Origin of the sequence: Dethiosulfovibrio salsuginis (genome assembly GCF_900177735.1) — a bacterium.
Classification (GTDB): Bacteria; Synergistota; Synergistia; order Synergistales; family Dethiosulfovibrionaceae; genus Dethiosulfovibrio; species Dethiosulfovibrio salsuginis.
Genome location: NZ_FXBB01000029.1, coordinates 1 through 16,960, shown reverse-complemented (window position 1 = coordinate 16,960; position 16,960 = coordinate 1). Strand labels below are relative to the sequence as shown.

Here is a 16,960-nt window from a genome sequence, read left to right as displayed (position 1 = left end):
GGTGAAAGAAGTTGTCCGTGGATGATTAAATTGAATGGAGGGATATTTATGAGAAAAAACCTTTTTGCCAAGCTGGTGGTTCCCTTAGCGGTTCTTTTGGGCCTTTTTACCCTATCTCTGGTGTCTACCTTGGTCATAACCGCCGACCAGGCCAAAGACGGCATGGTCATAAATTTAGCGGGCAGGCAGAGGATGCTGTCCCAGAACATCGCAAAGGCGGCTCTGGCCTTTCGGCTCTCAGGGGAAAAGGGCTACAACGACGAGGCGATCGCCTCTATGAACCTCTTTCAGGAGACCAATAGGGCCCTGATCTCCGGCGGGAAGGCCCCTTTAGATCCCAAGGCTGGGACCTGGACCGAGCTGTCCGCTCCTTCCCCTAAGTCTAAAGAGCTACTCCAGGCCGCCGACAGGGCCTTTCAGTCCTATCGCAAGGTAGTGGAGTCGGTTCTCTCCGGTGGAGACGAGAACGCCTGGAAGCAGGTTACCGTTCAGGCCCAGTCGGTCCTGTCCGCCGCCGCCGCCGCGACGGTATCCCTTGAAGGCGACGCCGCGGGGAGGGTGACCCTCCTCAAGGTGATCCAGGAGATATCTCTGGCCCTGGCTCTTGTGGTCGCGGTGCTATGCGTGTTTTTCTACCGCCGATCGATTATAGCCCCTATAAGGGAGATGAACCGATTTATGGGCCGCTCCACCGAGGGCAAGGCGGACCTGACCTGGCGACTTCCGATTCGTTCAAAGGACGAGACAGGCCAGATGGCCCGGTCTTTCAACGATTTTATAGAGCTCCTTCGGAACAATTTCTGGGATACCTCACAGGGAACTCAGGATTTTTTAGCTGCATTTAATTCTCTTGATAGGTCCTTGGCGGTATTTACTAAAACCTTTAAGTCCATGGAGGAAGGCGTAGCAAAGGGAACCAAAGCGGTGGATCAGGTATCCGGCGCCGTTGAGTCTCAATATGCCTCCTCCGAGGAGATAGCCTCTACCTCCCAGGCTCTGGCTCAGATGGCCGAAAGCCTGAACCAGACCGTCTCCGACGTGGTGGCCAAGGCACGAGAGGGAGAGGCCGCCTTAGGGGAGACCTCCACCGCCATGGAGTCCGCTAGAGGACAGGCGGAGCAGGTGTCCCAGAGGGCCGCGTCACTGGCGGAGAAGGCCACGGTCATACACCAGGTGGTCCAGACCATCCAGGGCATAGCGGAGCAGACCAACCTCCTGGCCCTGAACGCCGCCATAGAGGCAGCCAGGGCGGGAGAGGCGGGACGGGGCTTCGCCGTGGTCGCCGAGGAGGTTCGCAAGCTGGCGGAGGAGAGCAAGAGGGCGGCGGTCCAGATAGGGGATAACCTGACTGGCCTCATGGAGGGAGTCGACGGAACATCTAAAGATGTCATGGCCATGTCCAAGGAAATGGAGGACGTGGCGGAGAGAATCGCCGGGGTCGTCCAGGCCATAGTCCTGATTCTTGAGGGAATGGACAGCACCAACGAGGTGTCCCAGACCGTGGCTGCCAGCGCTCAGGAGCTGTCGGCGTCGTCTCAGGAAATGGCCTCAGGGGCAGAGTCGGTCTCCCGTTTTGCCTCCGACGTAAACCATGTCATAGAGGAGGCAGGGGAGTCGGTCAAGTCGTTGACCGTCATGGTGGAGGACCTTTCCGATCGGGTAGATCAGGGAGCTAGACAGGGCGAGGAGCTACTGGTGGAACTCTCCAAGATGAATCTAGGGACCTGCTCTGACATGAGATCGGTGGTGGCAAAAGCCATCGACGCCCACATGGCGTGGATGGACCGATTGGAGGCATCATTAGACGGCCGCCCCTGGGATCTGGAGACCGATCCGAACAAATGTCGCTTTGGCCTGTTTTTATCCACCACGACCCCTCCTGCCCACATGGTGGATCGGTGGCGTGAGGTGGTGTCCCTTCACGACAAGCTCCACGGCCTAGGACATCAGGTGGAGGACCACCTGAGAGGCGGTAGACAGGACCAGGCGGTAAAGGCGGCCTCCGAGGCCCGGGCGGTCGGCTCTAATCTTGCCTCCCTCCTCATGGATATGGCCAAACATTGCGAGGGCCCGGATGTTAAGGCTCCAGCCCTTGTAGCATCTACTGTAAGGAGATAGTTCTGTGAAAAAAAGCGTTTTTCCCGCGGTAATAGCCATACTTCTGGCCCTATCCCTCGGCTGTGCCGGTTTTGCCGATACGGAAGAGGGCAAGGAGACTCCAAGCCCTGAGACTCAAGAGCGGCATCAGGAGGCGGTCCCCGAAAAGGCCACCGTTCCCATGGAGTCCTCGGTAACCGAGCACACCGTCATGGTGAACGATGAACCTTTGACCTACGCCGCCAAGGCGGAGCTGATGCCCCTTTTCGACGACTCCGGCGAGGAGGTCGCCCGGGTGTTCTACGTCGGTTACTCCCAGGTTGACCAAGATCCTGTGGACCGACCGATAACCTTCGCCTTCAACGGAGGACCGGGTTCGTCGGCTCTGTTTCTTCACCTCGGGGCCTTCGGTCCCAAATCGGTGAGGACCACCCCCTCGGGAATAGGGTTGCCAAGGCTCCCCTACGTCCTTGAGGACAATCCTCAAACCCTGTTGGACGTCACCGATCTGGTGTTCATAGATCCTGTAGGCACCGGCTACAGCCGTCCGTCGGACCTGGAGGACGACCGGTTTTTCGGGGTAGCAGAGGATATCCACTGGGTGGCCCAGTTCATAAGGATGTACCTCACCAGAGAGAACCGTTGGGCTTCTCCGGTCTACCTCGCCGGAGAGAGCTACGGCGGAGTCAGAGGCACCGGCTTGGCCTCGGCGCTTATGGACATAGGCATAATGCCGTCGGGGATTATCCTGGTGTCCCCTGTGGCTAACTACGGCGACTTAGTCCCCGACAGCGGCAACGACAGGCCCTTTATCCACGACCTGTCCGCAATGGCGGCGGCGGCCTGGTATCACAAAAGGCTTCCTGAGGACCTACAGTCTTTGCCTCTGTCGGATGTAGTATCTAAAGCCAGAGAATGGGCCAACGGTCCCTATATGGCGGCGCTGTGGAAAGGCAACGGCCTGAGCGACGAGGAGCGGTCTCAGGTGGTCTCCCAGCTGGCTCGGTTTACGTCCCTGCCGGAGAGGGACATAAGGAGCCTCAACCTTCGGATCCCTACTTCGGTGTTTCTCTCCGGCCTCCTCCAGGATCGCCGGGAGATGATAAGCCGTTACGACGGCAGGCTCACCGGTCCGGGAGGCTGGTACAACTACGGAGAGGACCCAATGTTCACCGTAGGTGGGGCTCCCTACCAGACCGCCTTTATGCACTACCTCATAAACGACCTGGACTTCTCGTCGGACAGAGAGTACTTCAGCTCCAACTCGGAGGTCATATACCGTTGGAACTTCCAGTCCGGCAGCGAGACCTTCGTTGGCTATCCTAACACCGTCGATCTGCTCGCCAGCGCCATGAGGAGGAGCGACTTCCTGAAGGTCTTCGTCGCCATAGGGTCCTACGACCTGACTTGCACCTACGACTCTATCCTCTATACCTTAGGTCGGTTGGACGTGCCGTCGAAGAGGCTCTCGGAGAACGTCACGGTGAAGGTCTACGACGGAGGGCACATGATGTACTCCAATCCCCAGGCCAAGGGAGAGCTCAAGGGGGATCTGGCGGAGTTTTACCGGAGGGAGCCTTGAGATGGCTGCTCTTGGCGGTGGTCTTAGGTATCCCTCTGGCTACGACCTGTCACGGATGCGGTGTCTGTCATGGCAGCTCTAGAGCTGAGACACCTGGGGGGAGATAGCTACGTCATTCCCGGGGTCGTCTCTTTAGGGCTCTGGGGACCGGTGGGCGGTACGGTCCTATTCGACGCCGGAGGGGATGAGTCCTCCGGCAGAGCCCTCAGGAGGCTCCTTGAGTCCACCGGACGGAAGCTCAGCTGGATCGCCTGCACCCACTTTCACGCCGACCACGTAGGGGGATGTAGCTACCTCAAAAAGGCAACCGGCTGTGCTGTCGCCATACCGGAGATGGAGAGACCTTTTCTGGAGGAGCCTCTCTACGAGCCCGCCTTTCTGTGGGGGGCCTCCCCTTTCTCCGCCCTCAGAAACAAGTTTCTCATGGCACCGGCCTGTAAAGTGGATCTAGGCCTTTCTGGATCGGGCCTGTGGGAGGGTACGGGGTTGAAGGTGGTCCATCTAGGAGGCCATTCGCCGGGGATGGTTGGGTATGTTACGCCGGACCAAGTCGCCTACGTAGGCGACGCCCTCTTCGGTCAGGACATGATAGAGAGACACGGCCTCCTCTTCGTCGCCGACGTGGCGGATTGGCTTGTGACACTGGACTATCTGGAAAATCTGGAGGCCCGGTGGTTCGTCCCCTGCCACAGCACGCCGGTGGAGGACCCTACCTCACTGGTCCAGGCGACCCGCCGCCATCTGCTGGACATATCCGACAGGGTGAAGACCCTCTGCCGTACCCCCTCCACCAGAGACGATATCCTCGGTGGTCTTATGGAGTGGCTCGGCAAGAGGATGGATCCGATCCGCTACGTGTTGAACCTAGGGGCCCTGTCGGCTCACCTGACCTATCTTGTGGAGAGAGGCGAGGTTGAACCGCTGGAGGACCGAGGGAGGCTTCTATGGAGCTCTCTGTAAGAAAACTAGCAGGCCCTTATCCAGGATAGTCGGTGACTTGACCCTGAAAACGCTAAATCGTAAAACCTACGGGGAATGGAGTATGAAGTAGAATGCAAAGCAAAATAGAATACGCTTTTAGACAGATAGATCAAAAGCGAAAGGTTCCCTGGAAAAGCGAAGAGGAGGTTAGGATAGCTTGGGTAAGTGCCATTGAAGAGGCAACAGGGCTTATACTCAACGCGGAGAGAGGCAAAAAGGACGCTAGCCTCAATCATGTTATAGTCGAATTTAAGGCCCCAGGGCTGTTTAAAGGGAAAAAAGAGAGCCCCAAGTTTAAGGAAGCGATGGAGAACAGGTTGCTCTCTTACGTTATAGAGGAATCGAAAAAAACAGGTATTCCAGAATCGGATTTCATCGGTGTCGCTATTGATGGAGAGCATGTCTGTTTTGCTCAAGTCATCGGTAATCAAATACAGTCTCAACAACTTATTCCGTTTTCTCTGTACGCCGTTAACATGGTTATTGACGCGTTTATCTCTGACAAGAGAAAGGCTCTGACTAGCGAAAATCTATTAGGTGACTTTGGACACACTTCGGCTAACGCAAGGGGCTTGATGCAAAGTCTGTCTAACGGCTTGGCTGATGAAATACAGGGAATGGAAAACAACAAAATCAAGATGTTGTTTGAGGAGTGGCGAACGCTTTACGGCCAGGTCGCCGATATGTCGGTTCTGCAATCTGAAGCGGTATCAAAGGAACTTTCTTTTGATTGGTCTGGCAAAGAAGAGGATTCGTTGTCCGCACGTCTATTCGTTATTCATACGTATAATTCCATATTGATAAAGCTACTCGCCGCTGAGATTGTGTCGTCTCATGGATTAACCTCTTTTGACTTCCCAGCCCAGACAATGTCCGCCATACAGAGCGACGATAAGCTCGTTGAATCGTTGGAATACGAGATAGAACGATCGAAGATTTTTGAGGGGGCAGGCATCAGAGGATTTGTCGAGGAGTCTATTTTTAGCTGGTATTTAGACGTGGCAAAACAGGAGAAGGAACAGGGCAAACTCCTTTTAAATGGCTTGAGAAAAATCTTGTCCGTGTTGTCGTTTTATAGCTTGAGACAGCTTTTTCACACGAGAGACGTTTTAAGAGATTTGTATCAGGGGCTTGTTCCGGGAAAGCTCCGCCAGTCTCTTGGTGAGTTTTATACACCTGACTGGTTGGTGGATTTTACCCTGTCAAAGGCTAATAGCGGTTCTTGGCTCGATAAAAAAGTTCTTGATCCTACCTGCGGATCTGGTGCATTCTTAATATCCTTGATCCGTAAGAAAATATACGAGGCGAAACAAAAAGGCTGGGATAAGTCTAAAATTCTTAACCATCTTTGCTCCAACGTATGGGGTTTTGATTTGAACCCCCTTGCTGTTCAGACAGCTCGGGTAAACTTTCTTATAGAAATTTCTGATTTGATGAAGTCCTGTCCTGGCGTAGATATTGAGCTACCGGTGTTGCTTGCGGATGCGATTTACTCTCCCGCTCAAAACCCGAAAGGGAATCAAAAAGTGGTGGAGTACAAAGTAGGCAGCCAAGTGGCCAAGTTGGATATAGTGATACCCTCTGAGCTTGCGCTAAATCGTGATCGTCTTGAGGACGTTTTTTCAAAAATGTCTGAGTACGTCGAATCTGGCCTCGATTTTGACAGGGCTATGGAGGCCCTTATCAAGTGTGGCGGTGTTCAGACCGAAGAGGCGTCGGAATGGTCGGGCCCTTTGTCCTGTACCTATAACCAGATACTGGAGCTCCATCGTAAAAAATGGAACGGAATATGGTTTAAAATCGTTCGGAACTTCTTTTGGTCTGCAAATGCCGGTGAGTTTGACTGTGTCGTGGGAAACCCACCTTGGGTTCGTTGGTCAAAATTACCTGACTCCTACAGGGAAAGAGTGAAGCCCACTTGTGAAGAATATGGTATTTTCTCGAGCACCAAGCGTCACGGTGGTAACGAGCTGGACATCTCCGCTATAATCACCTATTCAGTATCTGATAAATGGTTGAAGGATGATGGCCTTCTTGCCTTTGTCATTACCGGCACTCTTTTTAAAAATCCTTCTTCCTCTGGGTTTAGAACTTTTAAACTTAATCCATCACAAAGTGATTCCGCTTTTATACAGCCTCTTCACCTTGATGATTTTAAGAGGTTAAAACCCTTTGAGAACGTTACAAACCATGCCGTTGTGGCGGTATTTCAAAAGACAAGAGACTCGGTTAGATATCCTGTGCCATACACGGTATGGGATGTGAGGCCTGGTCATAAAAAGGCTATCTCATCGTCAATTGCGATCGAGGACTTGATTAAGACTATTGAACCAAAACGAAAGGAGGCCTTTCCGGTAGGCGAAAACGGATCCCCTTGGGCAACTTTAAATGAGGGCCGTTTTAACTCAATAAAATACCTTTCCTCTGAGTGCGATTGGACTCAGGGAAGAAAAGGCATAACCTCCGATTTGAATGGCGTTTATTTTGTTCCTATCCTTCAACATAACGAAACCCTTGTGGAGGTAAAAAGCCGCCCAGGTGCTGGCAGAAAAGATATTGGGGCTGAAAAAAAACAGTGGGTCGAACCTGATTTGCTTTATCCCCTTATCAAGGGGGCTGGCGATTTCGAAGCTTGTTACTTGAAGTTAAATAACCCAGATTACAGGGAAGAGCGTCTGTACGCTTTTTTGCCTAACGACGGAATCTCAAAAGAATCTTATCAAAATTGTGAGGAGAGGCTGAATAGCAAAGGGCTCAAGAAGACAAAATCTTGGTTCCAGGGCTTTGAATCCTTATTGAGAGCGCGCTCAACTTACCGTAGGCAGATGAAGGACGCCCCTTATCAAGCCGTCTATAATGTAGGGGATTACACGTTTAAGCCTTGGAAGGTCCTTTGGCCTGAGATGTCCTCCGGTTTCTATGCCGCTGTTGCAGGTTCGTACGATATGCCCTTAAACGGTGAGCGAGTCTTTATTCCTGACCATAAAATTTATTTTGCTTCCTTCGATGATAAAGAGTCAGCTTACTACCTATGCGGGCTTCTTAATGCGAAAACAGTGAGAGAATGGCTGGATAGCCATAACGTCTCTATCCAGGTCGCTAATATATTCAAGCATCTTTCACTTCCAAAATTTGACTCTAGAGAGACTGACCATCTAGAGCTTTCGTGTTTAGTGGAAAAAGCTCATGGAGTTCATGACAGGGAGGCTCGTTACAAGGTATTAGATGAAGCTTTTGTTGTCGCTGAAAAAATCCTGACCAAGATGAGTCTCGAGTTTGTGGAGAATAAAAAACAAAAGAGCTAAGGGAGGTAGTCCCGTCTGAGCCCTGGCCTAGCGTTATACGATTAGGCCAGGGCGTAGGCGGAACGATCTCTTCGAGTGGACTCGAAAGTGAGTTTTTAGAGGTTCTCTTTAGGGAAATTTCATGGATGTTATCCTGTCAACTATGAGCCTGCCAGCCGAGTGGTTCGGCAGGTCCGACCCTACGTCTAAGGTGGATATGACCGATCTGCCCACCACGAAACGACCTTCCTTTCCGTTTTCCTCCGTCCTGATTCCCCACATATTGTGAAGTATAAGTGGCTCTCCTCGGTAGGACCCTATGTAGAGCATAACGTGTCCCGGCTGCCCTAGGAGGGTGAAAAAGGGCACCCCTTTCTCGACGATGGTCCTTTTTTTGTCCTCTGCTCTCATCCCCTCCAGGGATATGGCCTTCCCGGTCTGGGCCTGGGCCCTCGAGTTTCTAGGGAGCCAGATCCCGAAGGGGGCCATAAGGTCTCTGGTGGTGGCGCTACAGTCCCGGTTGTACAGAAATCCTCCCCAGCCGTAAGGCTCGTCCAGGACCTGCTCCGCCAGAAAAGCCCCTTTCCAGGGGGTAGCTGCCAAAGGCATAGGTATAACCTCCTCCATGGAGACCTTGGCGGCGGTGCCTACGGCTCTGCCCTTTTCCCCTGTGGGAACCTCTAGCTCCAAGGTGGTCGCCCCTCGCCTTTTAACGGGCAACACCGCCCCAACCTTGGCCCGGAAGAGGGCCTTCCCTCGGAGATCTCTCAGCACCGTCCCTTCTTTTACCACCGCAGCCAGATCCATCTCCATCCACCTCTGAGCGGTGAGGTCGTCCACCTCCGCCAGATCCACCGCCTTTATCCAGCCCGAGGCGTAGGAGGTGTCGCACCAGGCCCAGAGGCCGTCTCGGGACAGGTGGGAGAGATACAGAGGTTCTCCTCCGTGGACCAGGCTGTTTTGGAGGTAGTCGAAAGGGTACCCTTCGCCCGGTAAGTCGGGGGAGAGAAATACCGGCGAGTCGGTGGGCATTAGCCTGAGGGAGGTCGGCCTGAGAGCTATCGCCTTTGACCTTACGCTGTCCACCTGGTCCAGGTTGGAACGTTCTTTCATGTCGGAGATCCATCTCTCCGACCTAGGCTTCAGGTTTTCGCCGAAGGTCCTGTTGGGGCCGTATTTACCGAACACCCACTCTATAACCGCCCTGCCGTCCCGGCTTTTGTCCTGACTCCAGGGGGAGTAGAACTTTTCCTTAAAATCGTCGTACCTTTCCCTCTGCTCTTCCTGGGTCATAATCGGTAGGTCCGCCAAAGAGGAAGCGTGAAAGACAGGAGACTGAGGTATTTTATCCACTCCCGACAGGGCCCAGGCCGACGACGACAGGGCCAGCCATAGGAGCAGGATCGTCGATTTTAGCGGGTATCTCATTTTGGGCTTTCCGCCTGAATCACCCTGTTTCTGCCCTGCTGTTTTGCCTGATACATCGCCTGGTCCGCCCTTATTACCAGCTCGGTGGCGGTCTCGCCTGGCCTAAGCTCCGCCACGCCGAAGCTTGCGGTGCAACGGAGCTCGGGAATATCGAAGGCGGTACCCTCAAGGTTCTCTCTGACCGCCTCGGCGGTGGAGGTCGCCAGCTCCAGGTCCGCTCCCGGCAACACCGCTATAAACTCCTCGCCGCCGTATCGGCCCACCAACCCGCCGGAACCTACCGTCTCCGCCATAGTGTGGGCCATTATGGCCAGGACCTGGTCCCCTCTTTTGTGTCCCCAGGTGTCGTTGACCTTTTTGAAGTGATCCAGGTCCGCCATAAAGACCGACAGAGGGGATCCGCCGTGGTCCGATGTGGCGCACATCTCCTCCAGCTTGGTGAACACCGTGCCGTGGTTGGCTACCCCTGTCAGGCTGTCGGTTGTGGCCAGCCTCTCCAGGGCCAGATGGGCCTCTTTGAGGTCGGTAAAATCGTCCAGGACCACCACCAGAGACTTCCCTTTGTCGGTGTCCATAGGTGTGACTGAGAACCGGAAATACCTCTCCACCCTGTTCCCGTCCACGTCTACGTTCATGAAAAGGGTTTTTTTCGTAGTGGACGATCCTTCGGTTAGGGCCTCCGTAAAGGCCTTCCGAAGTTCGCAATCCCCGCAATGGGAGCTCCTGCCGCATAGCACCCCCTCCTCCAGTGCGTTGCTGCATCTGATGGCGTTTCCACACAGCAGGTCGTGGACCGATTCCATCGTCGTGTTGAAGACGCTCTCGAAGGAAGGGTTGACCTCCTTTACCTGTATCTGATCGTTGAGCAGGAAAACGCAGGACGATACGTTTTCCAGAAGTGCCTTTAACATGATGTCGTTGTTCAAAAGCCCTCTCCCCTTTCTCGTTTTTGTAAACATATCCCCTGATGATATGATTGCATAAAAGGACTATAGAACGCAAGCTCGTCGCCATGAGGTACAATGGAGTATAAGATACAGGGAAAAAAACGAGGAGGAAATTGCATACTATGTCGGAAATGACCTATGGATTGGATTTTAACTACGATCAGTGGAGATCTTTTACGGAGGAGCTAGGGGAGCCTGCCTACAGGGCGGACCAGCTCTGCCAGTGGATCTATCAAAAAAAGATATTCGACGTCAACAGAATGACCAACCTTTCAAAGCCCCTCAGGGAGGGCCTTGTGGACAAGCTCTACGTCCAGCCACCTTTCTCCGCCAAGGTTCAGACCTCACAGGACAAGACGGTCAAGTTCCTGTGGCGTTTTCTGGACGGAAACGAGGTGGAATCGGTCCTGATGGACCACGGGAACCACCACACCGCCTGTCTATCCACCCAGGTGGGCTGTCCCCTGCGTTGCGACTTCTGCGCCACCGGCAGACAGGGCTTCGTCCGCAACCTCACCGCCGGAGAGATAGTGGGCCACCTTCTGGCCATGGAGTCCTGGTTAGGCCAGGACATAAAGAACGTGGTGTTTATGGGCATGGGCGAGCCTCTGCTCAACTGGGATAACCTTAAAAAGGCCATAGAGATACTGAACCACCCTAAGATGAGAGGAATGGGCATTCGTCGAATGACCATATCCACCGCCGGAGTGGCCCCGGGAATACTGGCTCTCGCCGAGTCGGGACTGGACGTAGGGCTTTCTGTGTCCATACACGCCCCTAACGACGAGATTCGCTCCAGGCTTATGCCGGTTAACGACCGTTACCCTATGGGCCAGGTGATAGACGCCTTGAAGGTCTATCAGAAAAAGACCGGTTCTCGGATCACCGTGGAGTACGTCATGCTCAAGAAGGTAAACGACGAGACCGAGCACGCCTACGAGCTGGCCGCCCTTCTGTCAGACCTGGACGTCTACGTCAACCTGATCCCCTATAACCCGGTGATCGAACGTTACAGCCGACCTTCCGCCAGCAGGGTAGCCCCTTTTGCCGCCATACTCCGCAAGCTGGGTCTCGAGGTGGACGTCCGAAAGGAAAAGGGAGCCGATATAGACGCCGCCTGCGGACAGCTGAGAGGCAGGAGCGAATAAAATGGCCTACCGGGGGTATTTCGACGGAGGATCCAGGGGAAACCCCGGGGTGGCCGGTGCAGGGGCGGTTCTTTTCGATCCCTCCGGTCGAAAGGTCTGGGAGGGCGCCAAGCCCTTGGGCCGGTGTACCAACAACGAGGCGGAGTATATGGCCGCCTCGTTGGCCCTGGCGGAGGCGTTGCGGCTAGGTGTCTCGGAGCTGGAGCTTTCCGGAGACAGCAATCTGGTCATACAGCAGCTCTCCGGGGCGTGGAAGATAAAGGAGCCTAGGCTCCAGGTTTTAGCGACCGATTTCAAGAGGATGGCCTCGGGTATCTCCCTAAAGTTCACCTGGGTGCCTAGGTCGGATAACTCCGACGCCGACAGGATGGCCAACCTGGCTATGGACGGCCAGTCCGTAGATAGGTCTTTTGACGGTCAGGTTAATGCTGAGGGGGTCCCTTCGGAGCGGGTTTGCCCGGTGGTTCTGGAGTTCGTGGTGCTGTCTCAAGGGGAGGAGCGGTACTCGGTGGACCTGATCAGAAAACGGTGCAGCTGCGACGACTTCGCGAAAAAAGGCGACTGTCCCCATCTCGCCTTCTGTCTCGGTCTTGGTCTGAAAACCCGGTAACACGACTGGAGGTGTTTTTATGTCTTTCGATACGCTCTCTTCCGCCATGGCTCGGTCGGTGCTCTACGGTCTGTTGATCCAGAGGGACGGCCAGATCCTGTTCGCCAACGATAAAGCGGCCAGGATAGTGGGGTTGGAGGGAGGGGAGGACCTTCGTGGCAGGCCCTTTGCCAGATTTGTCGACAAAAAGGATCTGCCTTGCTTTAAGGAAAAGCTGGTTCAGGGAATGGCCAGCCACGTGATATTCTCCGAGTGTCGCCTCATAGGTGTCGATGGCTATAGAAGGTCGGTGGACGTGGAGATCCTGCCTCTATCGGATGACCGTGTGGGCCAGTCTCTGTTGGTCTTAATGGACCTCTCGGTCAGAAAGGGCATAGAGCATTCCCACTGGGAGAGCGAGAAAAAACACTGGGAGCTTTTCAACGCCCTCTCCGAAGGTGTGGTGGTCCACGAGATCGAGAATGGACAGGAGCCAGGGCAGATCAGCGAGGTCAACGATTTTTTCTGCATGATGATCGGTCGCCCCAGAGATGAGTTGCTGGCCTCTAACATGATCGACCTAGTGGGCCAGGGCGACAGGAGCAAAGCGAGAGAGCTTTACGGAGATCTGCTGGAGAAGGGGAAAATTGACGCTAGGTTATCTCTCACCAGGGTGGACGGTAAACCTCTGCCGGTGGAGATATCCGTCCGGGTCGTATCCCTCTGGGACAGGCCTGTGGCCCTTGGAGTGTTCAGAGACCTGTCGTCTATCTTCCGACTGAAAGGTGAAATGGAGAGTCTTGAGAGGCGTTACAGGTCCTTTTTCTCCAACCTCTCCGACGCCTTTGCCCTCTACGAGGTGGTGAGGGACGAAAAGGGCCATCCCTGGATGTACCGGTTCTCTCAGGTAAATCGGCCCTATCTGGACCTTCTAGGCCTGGAGGAGGACGAGGTATTAGGTAAAAACGTCCTGGACGTAGCCCCTGACGGGGATATCCTGATGTTGCCCGCCTCCTACAAGGTCGCCCTCTCCGGCAAGCCGATGAGATTTGAACACCATTCGATTATCAAAAACGCCTTCTGGACGGTGTCGGTGTTCTCCCCTGACCGTGGCTACGTCGCGGTGGTCCTATGCGACGTAACGTCGACCAGAAAGCTCGAGGCTCAAGGGGAGGTCTTCGAGCGACTGGAGACTTTAGGCAAGACCACCGCCGGAGTCGCTCACGACTTCTCAAATCACCTGGTTGGGATTATGAGCTACGCTACTTCAATAAGCCGAAGTTCCTCCGACCCATCCGCCAGGGTCATGGCATCCAGGGTGATGGACATAGCATCTAAGGCCAACGACCTGATCAAAAGGCTGCTTGCCATATCCCAAAAAGGGGAGATATCCTTCCATAAGGTAGACCTTCACGAGGTAATAAGGGAGGCCGTAGAGCTTCTGGCTTTCGGCTGGGACGAGAGGTTTGCCATTAGGCTGTCTCTCGACTCTCCATCCGGGGAGATAGTGGGAAACGGAAGCCAGATATACAACGCCCTGTCCAATCTCCTCATCAACGGAACCGACTTTATGCCAGAAGGAGGGATAATCTCGGTGTCCACCGACCTGGTGCAGTTAGAGGATCCTATCCCCCCCTCCATCCAGGGGGATCTAGCCCCAGGGTACTACGTCAAGGTCTCCGTGGCCGATAGAGGCCGAGGTATCGCCCCTAGAGATCTTCCAAGGATATTCGACCCTTTTTTCACCACCAAGCCTCAGGGTACTGGAATGGGGTTGCCTATGGTTTTCGCCACCGCTCAGGCCCATAATGGAGGGATAGAGGTCCACAGCGTGCCCCGAAAGGGTACGGTGTTCTCACTGTACTTTCCCATAGAGGGCAGCGTCACCTTATTGTCCGAGCAGGCTTTGGAGGGCAATCTTTCAGGGGATCTTGCGGCGTTCTCCGAGGATCCCGACCCTTTAGGAGGGCTTCTGAGGGAGCTGGAGCTTCACAGGCCCAAAGGGGCGGAGGAAGCTCTGGTGGATCTGGTGAGGTCCGGTTGCTTGGACGAAGAACTGGCCTCCAGGATAAGGGAACATCTCGGAGGCTATCGCTTCGATCTCGCTTTAAAAGAATTACAGGGGAGCCGGTGAATATCACCAGCTCCCCTGTTCTCTCTACCAGCCGCCGCCTCCGCCGCCGCCTCCTCCACCACCGGAGGAACCGCCACCGCCTCCTCCACCGGAGAAGGCCGAGTCGGACCCCGGCGCTGTCGCCGAGGACGCCACTGCCGACGAAAAGGACGATCCCAGGTCCGATGCGAAACTGCCCATGGCCCCTACGTGCAGAGGTGCGGTTCCGGCGTACCATCCGGGGCTGTAAGTCCCGTCGGTTCCCTGTGCCGCCTCCAACACTTTGGCGAACTTATCCCCCCATGCCTGTTCCAGGCCCAAGGCCAGGGCGTAGGGAAGGTATCTCTCGAACAGCTCCGGCGTTTTTTCCGGAGGGTTGAGGACGTTGAGACGGTCCTCCTCCGCCACTTTCAGGTACATGGCGAAGCCCTCTACCTGATCCATAAGGGCCCTTCCCTCGGAGGTCGGAGCTCTCATTATGGGGATGAATATAGCCGGTATGAGGGCTATCAACGTCATGGCCCAGGTCGCCTCAGGGTACAGAACCGTCGAGCCCACAAGGATGGACAGACCGAACACCGTCGCCAGTACCGCCAGGGCTATGGCTATAGTGGTAACGGCGAATAGGGCCTTTATGCCTTTTGTCTCCCGCCATCTTCGCCTCATGGTCCTGATCAAAGTGGAGAACACCACCGCCGCCACCGTCGCCGCCGCCGTCGCTCCCAGGGAGAAGGCTATGTCCTCCTCTCCCCGTCCGAACAGAAACGCTCCAGGGACGAGGACAGCTATCATCAGCAGTATGCCTACGACGGTGTATCCGATGTTCCGCCTGTAAAGATGGCCGTAGGCGCTCTCCAGGGTGTCTCTGGCGGCGTCTCTGGCGGCTCCGATTATCTCGTGGGATTCCTGCTTTAGAAGCACCGACTCCCTGGATCCGAGCAGAACGGAAAACAGCCTCTGCTCCTCCTTAGAGGGCTTGTCCTTTCTCCTGTCGGTGGAGGTTTTTGTCAGTCGGTATTTCTTGAACAGTCCTTCTTCCTCGGAGATTATGAGATATCCCTTTACCGCCAGGGAAATTATGGCGGAGCTGAAGCTCCTGTTGTCGAATCCCATAATGGACATCTGTCTCGTCGCAGCCGGGGAGAGGTCCTCAGGAGGGGTAAAACGGGGGATTATAGTTCCCTTCCGGGGGTCCTTACCGACCTTAAACCAGGCCCATAGGAAGTAGATAAGCCCCAACAGAGCCGCTGTCCCGAAGGTCAGGTCCATACCGTAGTCGGTCAGAAAGTAGGCGTTTTCCCCAGGAGGGGATACCAGTCCTTTAGGCCAGCTGACCGCGATGGTCAACCCCTCTCGCGGAGAAAGCTTTCTGGTGGTCTGGAAGAGCGCCGTGCTGAGTCCCTCTGAGGTCATGGTGGCGTTTCTGTCCTTAGATCCCTCGAACCCCGTCCAGGCCCCGAGCTGTAGCACCTCCGCCCCAGGAGGGAGCTTTACCCTACAGGACGCCTTAAGTATAGGGAACTGCCAGCCGTTTCCCGTGACGTTCCAGTAAAGTTCGTCGTGTTCGTCGAAAAAGCCTATCTGCCTGGCGGTGGTGTAGGATATGGTGTAGCGATGCTCTCCTCTCGGTAGAAGCACCTCCGACGACCCTATCCTAACCCTCACCCCGTTTGAAAGACCCTGGGTAGTCCAGGGTTCCTCCTTGCCGTCTCTGGTCACCGAGGTGACGTTAAAGGGAACGGTGATCGTCTTTCCGTCCTTTCCCCGATAGTCGGTGGGGAAGTCCCTGAATATACCTCTTTTGATCTGGACTCCCTCTGCGTTGACCGAAATGGTCTCGGTGACGTGGAGAACCCCTTCCTGGTCGATTTTGACGTCGCTGTGAAAATCGGTGATGACCTCCGCCGCCGTCGCCGGAAGGGCGAACAGGGCGAGAGATAGCACCAGAGCCTTAAATCTGAGTTTTTTCATAAGGTTAAAATCCCACGTTAGGGACCTCCGCCTCCGATCGGTCCTCGAGCTCGAAGAAGTCGGCCTTCTTGAAGCCGAACATAGAGGCTATTATGTTGCTCGGGAATGACTGAACGGCTATATTAAGGTTTCTAGCCGACCCGTTGTAGTATCGACGGGCCATCTGAATCTCGTCCTCTAGGGAGGAGAGCTTCTCCTGAAGCTGGAGGAAATTGGTGTTCGCCTTCAGGTCGGGATAGGCCTCCGCTACGGCGAAAAGGCTCCTCAACGCCCCGGTAAGCATATTCTCAGCCTTGGCTGACTCCCCTACCGACCCCGCCCCTACCGACGCCGCCCTCGCCTGGGTGACAGTCTCGAGAACGTCTTTCTCGTGTCCTGCGTAGCCCTTAACGGTGTTGACCAGGTTGGGTATCAGGTCGTGCCGCCGCTTCAGCTGGACGGAAATGCCGCTCCAGCCCTCCTCCACCATGGTCCTTTTCTTGACCAGTCCGTTGTAGATGGAGATAAACACCACCGCTACAACCGCTATTACACCTAAAACGATAATCAAAGTCATCTTTTACCCTGCCTCCTTTAGTCCGTATATTCCCTATTGTATCATTAAACCCGGTCTTCCTAACAGGCCTTAAGGTCCAGTTTTGCGTCCTTGAGATCCCCTCTAAAAGGGCCTATGATTGATGGGAATCTCTAAAAACTCAAATTTGAGTCCCCTCGGAGAGATCGTCCCGCCTACGCCCTGTTTCGCCCAATCGTATACTCGACCTGCCTGTTCCGTACGAACCGCCTCGGAGGGCACGTCCTGTGCCCCCTCGGCTTGGGG

Annotated in this window: 11 protein-coding genes; 7 read left to right on the top strand and 4 right to left on the bottom strand. The window is 54.8% G+C overall.

What is annotated here, in order from left to right; genetic code table 11:
- Nucleotides 1–48: 48 nt before the first annotated feature.
- The 4 genes from B9Y55_RS09970 to B9Y55_RS09955 all read left to right on the top strand — a co-directional run bounded on the left by B9Y55_RS09970 (nt 49) and on the right by B9Y55_RS09955 (nt 7,965).
- A complete protein-coding gene (locus tag B9Y55_RS09970; RefSeq protein ID WP_159448317.1) occupies nt 49–2,118 on the top strand; it encodes a methyl-accepting chemotaxis protein in 2,070 nt (689 codons plus the stop codon).
- 4 nt (nt 2,119–2,122) lie between these two features.
- Nucleotides 2,123–3,679, top strand: a complete 1,557-nt coding sequence (locus B9Y55_RS09965) for a S10 family peptidase (RefSeq protein ID WP_085545214.1) — start codon at nt 2,123–2,125, stop codon at nt 3,677–3,679.
- A 69-nt stretch (nt 3,680–3,748) separates the two neighbouring features.
- Nucleotides 3,749–4,639 carry an MBL fold metallo-hydrolase gene (locus tag B9Y55_RS09960; protein WP_085545213.1) on the top strand — a complete coding sequence of 297 codons (891 nt, stop codon included), beginning with the start codon at nt 3,749–3,751 and terminating at the stop codon, nt 4,637–4,639.
- 92 nt (nt 4,640–4,731) lie between these two features.
- A complete protein-coding gene (locus B9Y55_RS09955; protein ID WP_085545212.1) occupies nt 4,732–7,965 on the top strand; it encodes an Eco57I restriction-modification methylase domain-containing protein in 3,234 nt (1,077 codons plus the stop codon).
- A 108-nt stretch (nt 7,966–8,073) separates the two neighbouring features.
- Here B9Y55_RS09955 and B9Y55_RS09950 read toward each other — a convergent pair whose 3' ends face one another.
- Together B9Y55_RS09950 and B9Y55_RS09945 are read right to left on the bottom strand one after the other, a co-directional pair.
- Entirely contained in the window at nt 8,074–9,372 is a 1,299-nt protein-coding gene (locus B9Y55_RS09950) for an SH3 domain-containing C40 family peptidase (RefSeq protein ID WP_085545211.1), read from the bottom strand.
- Nucleotides 9,369–10,298: a sensor domain-containing diguanylate cyclase gene (locus B9Y55_RS09945; RefSeq protein WP_159448316.1), complete on the bottom strand. Its 930-nt coding sequence runs from the start codon at nt 10,296–10,298 to the stop codon at nt 9,369–9,371. The genes B9Y55_RS09950 and B9Y55_RS09945 overlap by 4 nt, the downstream gene beginning before the upstream one ends.
- Nucleotides 10,299–10,441: 143 nt before the next feature.
- On the opposite strand from B9Y55_RS09945, the gene rlmN reads away from it, so the two are divergent.
- Genes rlmN through B9Y55_RS09930 form a run of 3 tightly spaced genes read left to right on the top strand, consistent with a single transcriptional unit; the run spans nt 10,442 to nt 14,190 of the window.
- Complete coding sequence (gene rlmN / locus B9Y55_RS09940; protein WP_085545209.1) at nt 10,442–11,467, top strand: dual-specificity RNA methyltransferase RlmN; 1,026 nt, start codon at nt 10,442–10,444, stop codon at nt 11,465–11,467.
- A gap of 1 nt (nt 11,468) precedes the next feature.
- Entirely contained in the window at nt 11,469–12,077 is a 609-nt protein-coding gene (locus tag B9Y55_RS09935; RefSeq protein WP_085545208.1) for a ribonuclease HI family protein, read from the top strand.
- A gap of 19 nt (nt 12,078–12,096) precedes the next feature.
- Nucleotides 12,097–14,190, top strand: coding sequence for a PAS domain-containing sensor histidine kinase (locus B9Y55_RS09930; RefSeq protein WP_085545207.1), 2,094 nt, complete (start codon nt 12,097–12,099; stop codon nt 14,188–14,190).
- A 24-nt stretch (nt 14,191–14,214) separates the two neighbouring features.
- Here the strand turns inward: B9Y55_RS09930 and B9Y55_RS13390 are convergent, their stop codons facing one another.
- Nucleotides 14,215–16,140 (bottom strand): DUF2207 domain-containing protein, encoded by a 1,926-nt coding sequence (locus tag B9Y55_RS13390; protein ID WP_085545206.1) that lies wholly within the window; start codon nt 16,138–16,140, stop codon nt 14,215–14,217.
- 4 nt (nt 16,141–16,144) lie between these two features.
- A complete protein-coding gene (locus tag B9Y55_RS09920; protein WP_085545205.1) occupies nt 16,145–16,696 on the bottom strand; it encodes a LemA family protein in 552 nt (183 codons plus the stop codon).
- Between the last annotated feature and the right edge of the window lie 264 nt (nt 16,697–16,960).